The 13,599-nt window shown below is 72.8% G+C and carries 9 protein-coding genes and 1 pseudogene; 4 read left to right on the top strand and 6 right to left on the bottom strand.

The genetic code is table 11. From position 1 onward, the window contains the following. Positions 1-22: 22 nt before the first annotated feature. Positions 23-1,285: pseudogene (locus tag Msi02_RS44575) on the bottom strand (RNA polymerase sigma factor); the annotation flags it as partial. A 93-nt stretch (positions 1,286-1,378) separates the two neighbouring features. Next, positions 1,379-1,729, bottom strand: coding sequence for a YciI family protein (locus Msi02_RS23240; RefSeq protein ID WP_204050241.1), 351 nt, complete (start codon positions 1,727-1,729; stop codon positions 1,379-1,381). 348 nt (positions 1,730-2,077) lie between these two features. Here Msi02_RS23240 and Msi02_RS23235 point away from each other — a divergent pair, with 348 nt between their 5' ends. Next, entirely contained in the window at positions 2,078-2,809 is a 732-nt protein-coding gene (locus tag Msi02_RS23235; protein ID WP_204050240.1) for a DUF998 domain-containing protein, read from the top strand. 75 nt (positions 2,810-2,884) lie between these two features. Here the strand turns inward: Msi02_RS23235 and Msi02_RS23230 are convergent, their stop codons facing one another. From Msi02_RS23230 to Msi02_RS23215, 4 genes are all read right to left on the bottom strand, one after another. Continuing rightward, entirely contained in the window at positions 2,885-3,523 is a 639-nt protein-coding gene (locus Msi02_RS23230; RefSeq protein WP_204050239.1) for a DedA family protein, read from the bottom strand. A gap of 175 nt (positions 3,524-3,698) precedes the next feature. After that, on the bottom strand, positions 3,699-3,989 hold the full coding sequence (locus Msi02_RS23225; protein ID WP_204050238.1) for a hypothetical protein: 291 nt from the start codon (positions 3,987-3,989) through the stop codon (positions 3,699-3,701). A gap of 196 nt (positions 3,990-4,185) precedes the next feature. Beyond that, positions 4,186-5,664 carry an N-acetylmuramoyl-L-alanine amidase gene (locus tag Msi02_RS23220; RefSeq protein WP_239108637.1) on the bottom strand — a complete coding sequence of 493 codons (1,479 nt, stop codon included), beginning with the start codon at positions 5,662-5,664 and terminating at the stop codon, positions 4,186-4,188. Between the two features lie 5 nt (positions 5,665-5,669). Then, complete coding sequence (locus tag Msi02_RS23215) at positions 5,670-6,572, bottom strand: M23 family metallopeptidase (RefSeq protein ID WP_204050237.1); 903 nt, start codon at positions 6,570-6,572, stop codon at positions 5,670-5,672. 105 nt (positions 6,573-6,677) lie between these two features. Here Msi02_RS23215 and Msi02_RS23210 point away from each other — a divergent pair, with 105 nt between their 5' ends. The 3 genes from Msi02_RS23210 to Msi02_RS23200 are packed head-to-tail and all read left to right on the top strand — an operon-like array spanning position 6,678 to position 13,559. Next, positions 6,678-9,623 (top strand): AfsR/SARP family transcriptional regulator, encoded by a 2,946-nt coding sequence (locus Msi02_RS23210; RefSeq protein ID WP_204050236.1) that lies wholly within the window; start codon positions 6,678-6,680, stop codon positions 9,621-9,623. Between the two features lie 29 nt (positions 9,624-9,652). Beyond that, positions 9,653-12,820: a formate dehydrogenase gene (fdh, locus tag Msi02_RS23205; RefSeq protein ID WP_239108636.1), complete on the top strand. Its 3,168-nt coding sequence runs from the start codon at positions 9,653-9,655 to the stop codon at positions 12,818-12,820. Next, a complete protein-coding gene (locus tag Msi02_RS23200) occupies positions 12,813-13,559 on the top strand; it encodes a 4Fe-4S dicluster domain-containing protein (RefSeq protein WP_204050235.1) in 747 nt (248 codons plus the stop codon). The genes fdh and Msi02_RS23200 overlap by 8 nt, the downstream gene beginning before the upstream one ends. The last annotated feature ends 40 nt before the right edge of the window (positions 13,560-13,599 follow it).

Genomic DNA, 13,599 nt, shown 5'->3' with positions numbered 1-13,599 from the left:
CCGGTTCGACCTCCTCGCCGGCGCAGGTCGCGGCGCGCCGCAGCAGCACCGCCCGTTCGGCGGTGTTGCGGGTGAGGGAGGCCGCGCGTTCGAACTCCGCCCGGGCCTCGCCGTGCCGGCCGAGCCGGGCCAGCAGGTCCCCGCGTACGGCGGGCAGCAGGTGGTAGCCCTTGAGCGCCGGCTCGCCGGTCAGCGTGTCCACCAGCGTGAGACCGGCGCGCGGCCCGTAGGCCATGGCGAGCGCCACCGCGCGGTTGAGTTGGACGACCGGCGTGGGCAGCACCCTGACGAGGGCCTCGTAGAGCGCCGCGATCTGCGGCCAGTCGGTCTCCTCCGGCGTGGCGGCCCGCGCGTGGCAGGCCGCGATGGCCGCCTGCAGCACGTACGGGCCGAGTGGGCCGCCGGCCTGCCGCGCCCGCAGCAGCGCCGCGAAGCCGCGCCGGATCAGCAGCGGGTCCCAGCGTCCCCGATTCTGCTCGTGCAGCACGACGGGCTCCCCTGACGGGCCGGTGCGCGCGGCCGACCGCGACTGCTGGAGTTCCATCAGCGCGACCAGGCCGTGCACCTCGGCCTCGTCCGGGGTCAGTTCGGCCAGGACGCGGCCCAGGCGCAGCGCCTCCAGGCAGAGGGACGGGCGCATCAGGTCGTCGCCCGCCGTCGCCGCGTATCCCTCGTTGAACACGAGATAGATCACTTCGAGCACCGACGACAGCCGGGCCGCCCGTTCCGGCCCCGACGGGACCTCGAAGGGGACCTGCGCGTCGGCGAGCGCCCGCTTGGCCCGCACGATCCGCTGCGCGACGGCGCTCTCGGAGACGAGGAAGGCCCGCGCGATCTCGTCGGTCCGCAGGCCGCCGATGAGCCGCAGCGTGAGCGCGACCCGGGCCTCGGTGGACAGCACCGGGTGACAGGAGACGAACATCAGCCGGAGGACGTCGTCGCCGACCTCCCCGTCGAGCGCGTCCACCACGTCGTCCACGTCACGCTCGCCGTCGTCCGGGCGGGTGGCGAGATCGTGGGCGAGCAACTCCTGCCCGCGGTCCCGCCGCTCCTCCCTGCGCAGGTGGTCGACGGCCCGGCGCTTGGCGACGGCCATGAGCCATGCGCCCGGGTTGTCCGGGACGCCCGCCTCGGGCCACTGCTCGAGCGCGGCGAGGACGGCGTCCTGCGCCAGTTCCTCCGCCAGGCCGACGTCGCCGACCATCCGCACGAGGCCGGCGACGATCCTGGCGGACTCCATCTTCCAGACCGCGTCCACGACGCGATGGGCGTCCAGGGACGTCATTCGACCGATGACAGCACCGGCCCGCCCGCCGCGCAACCCGGCGCGTACGTCACCGGGGACGCCTGCGGGCCGGACACCTGCCTGATCACGCCGTCAGCGGGAGCCGGCGTCGGGGCCGTCTTCGGGGCCGAACACCTGCTGGATCGCGCTCTCACCGTCGCCGACGATCTTCCAGAAGCGGCGGGCCAGCTCCACCGCCTCCTCGCGGGACCGCGCCTCGATCAGGGCGAAGCTGACGATCGCCTCCTTCGCCTCCGTGAAGGGGCCGTCGGTCACGGTGATCTCGCCGCCGGAGGAGACCATCCGCAGGCCGCCCGGCTCCAGCCCGCCGGTGGCAAGCAGCACGCCCGCCCTGGTCATCTCCTCGATGAAGGCGCCCATCTCGGCCATCATCGCCGCGTCCGGCGTCCGGGAGCCGCCCTTGGTGGTCATCAGGAACCGCATCGTCGATCTCCTTCTTTCTGATCCTTCGGCCGGCGGGCCGGTCGCCGGTCCCGCCGTCACCTACACGTCGTACGGGACGAGCCGGACTCGACACGCTCCGATCCTGACACGTCGTGACCTGGGCCTCTGCCGTGATGTGACAGGGAATGCGCATGTGACAGGGAATGCGCACTCCTGGCCGACGCCGCAGGTGGACGGGGCTGGGCGGCAGGCGGGCGGCACGAGTGGGCGCGGACGGTCGAATCGCGCGGCCGCCGTTCGACGCGTCAGCGAGGCCGGCCACCACACCGGCCGGGACCACCGAAGCCCGGACCACCGAAGCCCGGGACACCGAAGAAGGGAACGGCGATGACCGCGACGCAGGACACCACTCAGATCAGCACCCAGATCACCCCGCAGCCGACCGCGCCGCGCCCCACGCGGGGCTCGACGCGTGCGCTGCTCACCTGCGCCGTGCTCACCACGCCCGTCTTCGGGGTCGTCTCGCTGACGCAGGCGTTCACCCGCGAGGGGTTCGACCTGCTCCGTCACCCGCTCAGCATGCTCAGCACCGGCGATCTCGGCTGGCTGCAGATCGGCAACTTCTGGATCACCGCCCTCCTGACGGTCGCCGGGGCGATCGGACTGCGCAGGGTCATGCGCGGCACTCCCGGAGGGACGTGGGCGCCGAGGCTGCTGCTCGTCGAGGGCGCCGGACTGGCAGCGGCCGGAGTTTTCAGCATGGACCCGGGGGACGGCTTCCCCGCGGGCACCCCGCTGGGGGCCCCGGCCGGGATGAGCTGGCACGCGATGCTGCACATGGCGGCCGGCTCGGTGGCCTTCACCGCGCTCATCGCGGCCTGCTTCGTCCTCGGCCGGCACTTCGCCCGTGCGGGGCGGGCCGGGCACGCGGTCGCCTCCCGTCTCGGCGGCCTGGCTCTCCTGCTGGGCAACGGATGGGCGATGTCCGGCGGGCGGGCCGGTTCCCTCACCTTGTGCGTCGGGGTGCTGGTCGCCATGGCCTGGGTCTCGGTGGTCGCCGCGGCCAAGCGCGCGGACCTCATGGGCGACGCCGGCGCATTCGACACCGCGCGACGCTGACCCACTCGACCCCACCCGTCGTCGCGCGGCGGTTCGCGCCGCGCGGGACGGCGGGCCTACGCGGGAAGCGGCTGGTCAACGGACATGGCGTCCCTGGCCGCGCCGTTCCCGCATCCGTACGGCCACGAACCGGACGACGACGAGCACGACGGCCGCCGCGACCACCTTGGACACGATCCCCATGTACTCCTCGACGAGGTGCCAGTTCTCGCCGAGCAGGTAACCCGCCAGCACGAACACGGTGTTCCAGATCAGACTGCCGAGCGTGGTGAACAGGAGGAAGGTGCCGAGCGGCATGCGTTCCACCCCGGCGGGGACCGAGATCAGACTGCGAAAGATCGGGATCATGCGCCCGAAGAACACCGTCTTCACACCATGCCGGGCGAACCACGCCTCCGCCTTCTCGATGTCGGAGATCTTGACCAGCGGCAGACGCGTCGCGATGGCCACCGTACGCTCCCGGCCGAGCAGCGCGCCCACGCAGTACAGCGCGAGCGCACCCACGACGGAGCCCGCGGTCGTCCACAGGAGGGCGGCGACCAGGCTCATGTCCCCACGCGCGGCGGTGAACCCGGCGAGCGGCAGGATGACCTCGCTGGGCAGCGGCGGGAACAGGTTCTCCAGGGCGATCGCGACGCCGGCGCCCGGCGCACCCAGGCGTTCGGTGAGCTCCATCGCCCACCCGGCGATCCCTCCGATTTCCGCGGTTTCCATGCAGGTGACGCTAACGCCAGAAGCCGGACGATGCGGTCACCATGAGGAGCGCCGCCGGGATCCCTCCGGTGCACCCCGGCCCAGGGGTGTGGAAACCACAGGTCTGGATCGTCGTCCACAGGTTGTGGATATCTGTCCCGGTTTCAGATCGGCCGATTCGGGGAGCCGCACCGGCTCAGAGGTCGTCCTTCGGCGTCTGGGCCAGCACCTGGTCGGCGGTCGCCGTCACCACCGCCGCGGCCGCCGAGATGTCCCTGACCTGCTCCGCGGGAAGGGCCCGCAGCACGTTCTCCAGTCCCTCCAGGTCCGCCTGGTAGGCGGCCGCCATCGCCGCCTGGGCCTTGGCGGTGCGCTGTGCCTGCTCCACCGCCTTGCCGAGTGCCCGGCCGGCGCGTTCGACGGCCCTGGCCGCCTCGATCGCCGCCTTCTCAAGATTTCTCGCCCACTCGGGCGGCTGGTCGCTCATCGAATTCCTCTGCGTGCGGGTGGTTCCGCGGGCATGAGTCGCCCACGAGGACTGCCGGGTCAGGCCCTTAATGCCCTCCCTGCGGGCTCTACACCCAGCGGGGCCCACGCTCTCAGAGTTCTCCCAGATACAGCACGAGGACCCCGCGCGGCGTGGCGCGCGAGGGCCCCGGATCGTGCTTCGGATCAGGAAGAGGTCAGCCGCAGTGCTCGAACGGGCTGTCGTACCCGGACGAGCCCGCCTTGCCGCCCCACTTCACGCATTTGTCCGCCGCGGCCGCCTGTACCGGCCCGGCGTAGTAGCCGTAGCTGCCCGAGTCGGTCACCCGGGTCTTGCCCTGGACCTCCAGGTAGGCGCTGGTCGCGGTGGCCGTGCCCAGCGAGGTCTTCTTCATCGTGACCACGCAGTTGTTGCCGTTGCCGGAGTTGTAGAGCAGGTAGACGGTGCCCGCCGTGCCGAGGGCGGCGGAGTCGATCACCGAGTAGCCGGCGCCGCACACCTGCTCCGGCGTGTACGGGTTCCCGGTTCCGCTGCCGCCCGTGACGTACTGCATGTACGTGTTCCAGTCCCAGTACGGCCCGGGATCGGTGTGGTCGGACCCGGGGACCTGGTAGTGCCCCACGATGTGGGACCGGTCCTTGGGGATGCCGTACCGCGCGGCGATGGAGCGGACGAGGGCGGCCGAGGAGCGGTACATCGCGTCGGTGAACCAGGACGCGTCGTCCACGTATCCCTCGTGCTCGATGCCGATGGAGTGGTGGTTGTAGTCGGAGTTGCCCGCGTGCCAGGCCCGGTCCTTCTCCCGCACCATCTGGGTGATCGCGCCGTCGGACGACCGTACGACGTAGTGTGCGGAGACCTGGGCGGCGGGGTTCTGGAACCAGGAGATCGTCCCGGCGTACGAGCCCTGGGTGACGTGGATGACGATGCGGTCGATCGTGTCGCTCGCCGGCCGGTCGGACACCGCGTAGTTGGCGGTGCTGGCCGGCACCCACGTCGCGCCGGGGTAGTCGACGGCCGCCGCGGCGAGCGTGCGGTTCTCCGGCTGGTCGAGGTCGCGGGCGTTCGCGAGGGCTCCCCGGTCCGGATTCACCGGGCGGGCGGCCACGTTGATCGTCTCGCCCGCCGGCGTCCGCGCGGTGAACCCGGCCGACAGCAGGTCGTAGACGGCGTCCGCGTACAGGCGGGCGACCTCGGGCGCGCTCGCCCCGCCGTAACGCGCGACGGCGGTGTACCAGCGACCGGCGTCGGCGCGGGCGGCGGCGTCCAGGCCCAGGGCGTCGGCCCTGGCCCGCAGGACGGCCGCCGCGCCCGCCACGTTGGCCGCGTCGTCGGCCTTGAGCGAGGCGACCGGCGCCCCGGTGAGCCGCGCCGCCTCCTCCAGGGTGTGCAGCGTGGGGTTGCTGACCAGGTGCGCCACGCCGTACCCGCCGCTCGCGCTCGGCCTGCCGTCATGGCCGTCGAGGTGGGTCTCGGCGTAGGCGAGCGCGACGAGCAGGTCGCGGGGGACGCCGTGGGCCGCCGCCGCCCGCGTGAAGGCGGTGGCGAGCGGGCCCTCGGCGGCCGAGGCCGGCCCGGCCGGGACGAGCCCGGCCAGGCACAGCAGGAGCGTCACGACGCCGACGGCGGTCAGGGCCGTACGTCGGGACCCGCGGACGACCAGGAGTTCGGTCACGGGGATCAGCCGCAGTGCTCGAAGGGGCTGTCGTAGCTGGACGAGCCCGCCTTGCCGCCCCACTTGACGCAGGTGTCGGCGGCCGAGGCGCGCACGGGTCCGGCGTAGTAGCCGTAGTTGCCCGAGTCGGTCACCCGGGTCTTGCCCTGGACCTCCAGGTAGGCGCTGGTCGCGGTGGCCGTGCCCAGCGAGGTCTTCTTCATCGTGACCACGCAGTTGTTGCCGTTGCCGGAGTTGTAGAGCAGGTAGACGGTGCCCGCCGTGCCGAGGGCGGCGGAGTCGATCACCGAGTAGCCGGCGCCGCAGACCTCCTGCGGGGTGTACGGGTTGGACGAACCGCCGCCGCCGCAGTTGTGCGAGGTCACGGTCTGCACGGGGTAGCCGAACGTGACCCCGTTGAACACCGCCTTCTGGATGTTGGCGGGGTAGGACGTGTCGCTGGTGCGCACCTCGTAGTGCAGGTGCGGGGAGATGTTGTTGCCAGGCTTACTGGTGTTGCCGACCTCGCCGATCTTCTGGCCCTGGCTGACCTGCGCGCCCTGGCTCACCGACATGACCCGCAGATGGGCGTAGTAGGTGAACCAGCCGCCCCCGTGGTCGATCTTGACGAGGTTGCCGAAGCCGTTGGTCGACCCCTGGTTGGCGGCGATGACCACCGTGCCGGCCGCCGCCGCCACGACCGGGTCGCCGAGGTCCGCGTCGGCCGTGCTGCCGCGGTTGAAGTCGATCTCGTACGACTGGTGGGCGCTGCTGGCGTTGGAGTTGCCGGTCCACACCTGGCCGCAGGGGAACGGCATCTGGAAGTCCGGGCGCGGACCCGCCGCGGAGGCCGCCGGGGCGGTGGCGGCGCCGAACGCGAGGCCGAGGACCACCGCGAGGCCCGCCGTGACAAGCGATTTGAGTCTCATGACCAAAAAGAGTCGGAATCTACTGCACAAAAAACATCAAGACTCGGTACAAAGGGTGGGCGAGTCATGGCGAACCGGTCCTTCGACAGGGGGAGCAACGCGGTCATGACAGTCGATAAGCCAACGTTCAGCGTGCTCGGTCCGCTGGAGGTCCGCCTGCCGGGCGCGGCGCCACGGCTCGGCGGCCGGAAACCCCGCATGCTCCTGGCCACCCTTCTCCTCCACGCCAACCACACGGTCGGCGGCGACGAGCTCGCCGAGGTGCTGTGGCCGGGCCACCGGCCGCGCTCGACCGCGGCCAACCTCCGCACGTACGCGAGCGCCCTGCGCGCGGAGCTCGGGCAGGCCCCGGCCCGCATCCGGGCCCTGGGAGCGGGGTACGCGATCGAGCTGCCGCCGCACGAGCTCGACCTGCTGCTGTTCGAGGAGCGGGTGGCCGCCGCGCGGGAGTGCCGGGCGCGGGGCAGGCCGGACGAGGCGGCCGGCCTGCTGGCACGGGCGCTGGCGCTGTGGCAGGGCGTCCCACTGTCCGACCTGCCCGGAAGCCCGCTGTGGGACCGCAGGCTCGAACGGCTCGCCCAGGCGCGGTTGCGCGCCGCCGAGGACCTGGTCGAGCTGCTCATGGCGGCCGGAGAGTACGGCGAGGCGGTCGGGGAGCTGCGGGCCCTGCTCGCCGACCATCCCTTCCGCGAGGACCTGTGGCGCAGGCTCATGCTGGCCCTGCACTGGTCGGGGCGGCAGGGCGAGGCGCTGCACGCCTTCGCCACGATCCGCGAGCACCTCGTGACCGAACTCGGCGTCGAGCCCGGCCCCGAGCTGCGCCGGGCGCACGAGGCCGTGCTCGCCGGGGAGCGGCCCCCGCGGGCCGTGCCGCGTCAGCTGCCGCCCGACCTGGTGGACTTCACCGGACGGGCCGCCGAGGTGGCGGCGCTTACCCGGGCGCTCGCCCCCGGCGGGGTCGCCGTCGTCACCGGGCCGCCGGGCGTCGGCAAGACCGCGCTCGCGGTGCGCTGCGCGCACGCCGTCCGCGAGGCCTACCCCCACGGCCAGCTCTTCCTGTCGCTCGGCGGCACCGACACCGCGCAGCCAGATGACACCGCGCAGCCAGATGACACCGCGCAGCCCAGCGACACCGCCGCGAAGCTCAACGACACCGCGCAGCCCGGCGACACTCCGCACGGCGCCGCCGGGGCGCCGGTCGAGCCGGGGGAGCTGCTGGCCGAGGCGCTGCGCGCGCTCGGCGCGGCGGAGCCGCTGCCGCCCACCGTTCACGAGCGCGCCGCGCTCTACCGCACGCTGCTCGCCGAACGGCCGATGCTGGTCGTGCTCGACGACGCGGCGGGCGCCGCGCAGGTGCGGCCGCTGCTGCCGGGCGGCGGCAGCGCCGTCGTCGTGACCGGCAGGCGCCGCATCACCGAGCTTCCCGGCGCCGCGCGGATCGACCTGGACGTCCTGCCGCAGGCCGAGGCGCTGGGACTGCTGACGGCGATCGTCGGCGCGGAGCGGCTGGAACGGGAGCCGGAGGAGGCCGCCGCCATCGTGCGGGCCTGCGGCCGGCTGCCGCTCGCGGTCCGGGTGGCCGGGGCTCGGCTGGCCGCCCGGCCCGGCTGGTCCCCGGCGGTGCTGCGGCGGCGGCTCGACGACGAGACGGCCAGGCTCGCCGAGCTGCGCGCCGGCGACCTGGAGGTGCGGGAGTCGTTCGACCGCAGCTACCGACTGCTGCCGGACGACGCCGCGCGCACGTTCCGCGCGCTCGGCCTGCTCGGCACCCGGCCGCTGCCCGGCTGGGTGGTCGACGCCGTGCTCGACCGGCACCGCAGCGACGACGTGACCGACGTGCTGGTCGACGCGAACCTGCTGCGCCCGGAGGGGACCGACCCCCTCGGCCAGCCCCGCTACCGGCTGCCCGACCTGCTGCGCGTCGACGCCAGGGACAAGGCGGGGGAGGTGGACATGCCGGCGCTGGCGCGGGTGGTCGCCGGCTGGACGGCCGCCGCGGAACACGCCACGGCCCGGCTGCCCACCACGGTCTTCCGCCTGACCTCGCCCGCCGCCCGGCGCTGGCGGCTGCCCGAGGACGCCCTGCGCCGGGTCGCCGCCGACCCGGTCTCCTGGTTCGGCGCCGAGCACGAGACCCTGGTCGAGGCCGTACGGCTGGCCGCGGACGCGGGGCTGGCCGGCGCCGCCTGGGGCCTGGCGGCGGCGCTCGTGCCGTACTTCGACCTGCGCTGTCACCTCGGCGCCTGGGAGGAGACCCACCGCGTCGCCCTGGAGGCGGCCCGCGCGGCCGGAGACCGGGCGGGCGAGGCCGCGATGCTGCGGGGGCTCGGCCAGGTGGCCCTCTATCGGGACAGGTACGTCCAGGCCGCCGGCATGTTCCGCCGCTCCCGGATGATCTTCCGTACGCTCGGGGACGTCAGGGGCGAGGCGGTGTCGGTCTGCGGGCTGGGCGCGGTGGGCCAGTTCCGGGGCGACCGGGCCGCCGCGTCCCGGCACTTCCGCAGGGCCCTCGGAATGTTCGTGTCGCTGGACGACCGGTCGGGCGAGGCGTACGCACGGCAGGCGCTCGGGCGCACCTGCCTGAGCGCGGGCGACCTGAACGGTGCCGCCGACTGGCTCGGCGGCGCGCTGCGCATGGCGCGGGAGCTCGGCGACGCCCACCGGGAGGGCTGCGTGTCGCTCCAGATCGGCCGCCTGCACGACCTCGCGGGGGAGACCGGACGGGCCATGCGCGCCCAGGGCCGCGCGCTGACGATATTCGAGGGCTTCGGCGACCGGCACTGCGCGGCGTACGCCATGCAGGGGCTGGGCGGGCTCCAGGCGGCCAGGGGCGACTGGCGGCACGGCTCGGCCCGGCTGGAGAGCTCGCTGGCGATCTTCCGGCAGCTCGGCGACCGCAGCGGGGAGGCGGCCACGCGGCGGATGCTCGGCGAGCTGCACCGCTCGTCCGGGCGTCGCGCGCTCGCCCGCGGCTACCTCCACGCGGTCACGTCCCGGCAGGTGGCCGAAGACACGGCGATTTCTCATGATTGGACCGGCACGACTGATTAGACCGTCACCACTGGGGCATCAGAGGCGTCGTGGGTGGTGGATGGCTCTCCCGCTGGCCGGTGATCCGGCAGCTCAAGGGAGAGGACGGCAGAGGGCAGGCGGCGCGCTCGGCGCGTACGGACGCCTTGCGGCCCCGGGTCGAGGGGGCCGAGACGGTCGCGCGTTCCGTCTGCCCTTACTGCGCCGTCGGCTGCGGCCAGCTCGTCTACGTCAAGGACGGCAAGGTCACCCAGATCGAGGGCGACCCCGACTCGCCGATCTCCCGCGGGCGGCTGTGCCCGAAGGGCTCGGCCAGCAAGCAGCTCGTCACCCACCCCGGCCGCCAGACGAAGATCCTCTACCGCAGGCCGTACGGCACCGAGTGGGAGCCGCTCGACCTCGAGACCGCGATGGACATGATCGCCGACCGGGTCGTGCGGACCCGGCGCGAGACCTGGCAGCAGACGCACGAGGGGCAGGAGGTCAGGAGGACTCTGGGCATCGCCGGCCTGGGCGGGGCGACGCTCGACAACGAAGAGAACTACCTGATGAAGAAGCTCTACACCGCCCTCGGCGCGATCCAGGTCGAGAACCAGGCGCGCATATGACACTCCTCCACCGTCCCCGGTCTGGGGACCAGCTTCGGGCGTGGCGGCGCGACCCAGTATCAGCAGGATCTGGCCAACGCTGACTGCATCGTCATCCAGGGCTCCAACATGGCCGAGTGCCATCCGGTGGGGTACCAGTGGGTGATGGAGGCGCGTGCGCGCGGCGCGAAGGTCTTCCACATCGACCCGCGCTTCAGCCGCACGAGCGCGACCGTGGACAGGTATCTGGCGATCCGCGCCGGCACGGATATCGTGCTGCTCGGCGCGCTGATCAACTACGTGCTGTCGAACGGGCTCGACTTCCGCGAGTACGTCCTCGCGTACACGAACGCCGCGACCCTGGTGAACAAGGACTTCCGCGACACCGAGGACCTCGACGGCCTGTTCTCCGGCTACGACGAGGAGACCGGCAGGTACGACCCGTCGAGCTGGGCGTACGAGGGCGACGTGCCCGAGGAGGAGGAGCAGACCGAGGGCGGCAGGCGCCACGCGGAGGCGGCGGGGTCCGACTCCTACGGCGCGCGCGGCGCCGGCGCCAGCGCGACGCCGCCGGCCGACCCGACGCTGACCGACCCGCGGTGCGTCTACCAGATACTCAAGCGGCACTACTCGCGCTACACGCCCGAGATGGTCGAGGAGCTGTGCGGCATCCCGCCGGAGCGGTTCCACGAGCTGGCCGAGGCGATCACGGCCAACTCGGGCCGGGAGCGGACCACGGCGTGGGTCTACTCCGTCGGCTGGACGCAGCACTCGGTCGGCGTGCAGTACATCAGGGCCGCCGCGATCCTGCAGCTCCTGCTGGGGAACATGGGCCGGCCGGGCGGCGGCATCATGGCGCTGCGCGGGCACGCGAGCATCCAGGGCTCCACGGACATCCCGACGCTGTTCAACCTGCTGCCGGGATACATCGCGATGCCGCACGCCCACCGGCACGACGGCCTCGACCACTACCTGGAGCGGGAGGGCGCCGACACCGGCTGGTGGGGCAACCGGCGGGCGTACGTCGTCAGCCTGCTCAAGGCATGGTGGGGCGACGCGGCGACGGAGGCCAACGACTACTGCTTCGACTACCTGCCGCGCCTCACCGGCGACCACGGCCACTACGCGACCGTGATGGGCCAGATCGACGGGACGGTCAAGGGCTACTTCGTCGTGGGCGAGAACCCGGCGGTCGGCTCGGCCAACGGCAAGGCGCAGCGGCTGGGCCTGGCGAACCTCGACTGGCTGGTGGTCCGCGACCTCATGCTGGTGGAGACCGCGACGTTCTGGAAGGACGCGCCCGAGATCGAGACGGGCGAGCTGCGGACCGAGGAGATCGGCACCGAGGTCTTCTTCATGCCGGCCGCGAGTCACGTGGAGAAGGAGGGCACCTTCACCAACACCCAGCGGCTGCTGCAGTGGCGGGAGAAGGCACTCGACCCGCCGGACGACTGCCGCAGCGACCTGTGGTTCTTCTACCACCTCGGCAAGCGGATCAGGCAGCGCCTCGGCGACGACGAGATCGACCGGCCGGTGAAGGAGCTGACCTGGGACTACCCGGAGATCGGCGAGCAGCGCGATCCCGACGCCGAGGCCGTGCTGCGGGAGATCAACGGCAGGGCCGCCGACGGCCGCCTGCTGGCGTCGCTGCGGGAGCTCAAGCCCGACGGCTCGACGAGCTGCGGCTGCTGGATCTACTGCGGGGTGTACGCCGACGGGGTCAACATGGCGGCCCGGCGCACGCCGCACACCGAGCAGGGTCCCGTCGCGCTCGAATGGGGCTGGGCCTGGCCGGCGAACCGGCGCATCCTCTACAACCGCGCCTCGGCCGACCCGCAGGGCCGCCCGTGGAGCGAGCGGAAGAAGTACGTCTACTGGGACGGGACCAAGTGGACCGGACCTGACGTGCCCGACTTCGAGGAGGACAAGGCTCCCGACTACGTGCCGCCCGAGGGGGCCAAGGCCCAGGACGCGCTGGGCGGGACCGACCCGTTCATCATGCAGTCGGACGGCAGGGGCTGGCTGTACGTCCCGTCCGGGCTGTCGGACGGGCCGCTGCCCACCCACTACGAGCCGCACGAGTCGCCGGTGCGCAACGCGCTGTACGCGCAGCAGGCCAACCCGGCCCGCCGGACCATCGACCGCCCGGAGAACCCGTACAACCCGGCGCTGTCGCCCCGCTTCCCGTACGTCTACACGACGAGCAGGCTCACCGAGCACCACACGACGGGCGCGATGAGCAGGCCCCTGCCGTACCTGGCGGAGCTCCAGCCGGAGGCGTTCTGCGAGGTGTCCCCGGACATGGCGGAGGAGCTCGGGCTGGAGAACGGCGACTGGGCGACGATCGTCACCGCGCGGACCGCGATCGAGTTGCGCGTGCTCGTGACCGGCCGGGTGCGGCCCCTGCGGCTGAACGGCCGGACCGTCCACCAGGTGATCATGCCGTACCACTGGGGATACAGCAGTGGCGGAGTGATCACCGGGGACGTCGTCAACGACCTGCCGTCGATCGTGCTCGACCCGAACGTCTACATCCAGGAGAGCAAGGCCGGCACCTGCGACGTCCTGCCCGGACGGCGCCCGCGCGGCACGGCGCTGCTCGACCTGGTCGAGAGGTATCGCCATGGCTGAGCGAGTGGGGTTCTTCACCGACACGTCCATCTGCATCGGGTGCAAGGCCTGCGAGGTGGCCTGCAAGGAGTGGAACAACGTGCCCGACGACGGGTTCGTGTTCCGGGCCACCTCCTACGACAACACCGGCGCGCTCGGCGCGAGCACCTGGCGGCACGTCGCGTTCGTCGAGCAGGACGGCCGGTGGCTGATGTCGTCGGACGTGTGCAAGCACTGCACCCACGCCGCCTGCCTCGACGTCTGCCCCACCGGGGCGCTGTTCCGCACCGAGTTCGACACCGTCGTCGTCCAGTCCGACGTCTGCAACGGCTGTGGCTACTGCGTCCCCGCCTGCCCGTACGGCGTGATCGACCGCAGGGAGGACGACGGCCGGGCGTGGAAGTGCACGCTGTGCTACGACCGGCTGCGCGGCGGCATGGAGCCCGCCTGCGCCAAGGCGTGCCCGACGAAGTCCATCCAGTTCGGGCCGCTCGACGAGCTGCGGCAGCGGGCCGAGGAACGGGTCGAACGGCTGCACGCCGAGGGCACGACCGAGGCCCGGCTGTACGGCGCGAACCCGGACAACGGGGTGGGCGGCACCGGCGCGTTCTTCCTCCTGCTCGACGAGCCGGAGACGTACGGCCTGCCGCCGGATCCCGTGGTGACCACCCGCGACCTGCCCGCGATGTGGCGCTGGGCGGGCGGCGCGGCGCTCGCCCTGGCCGCCGGCGTCGCCGCCTGCTTCCTGGGACGACGCTGATGCGCGCGCCACGGCGGCGGGCACCGGACCGGCGAGCTGC

The organism is Microbispora siamensis (assembly GCF_016863095.1).
Classification (GTDB): Bacteria; Actinomycetota; Actinomycetes; order Streptosporangiales; family Streptosporangiaceae; genus Microbispora; species Microbispora siamensis.
This window is presented reverse-complemented; position numbering and strand designations above follow the sequence as displayed.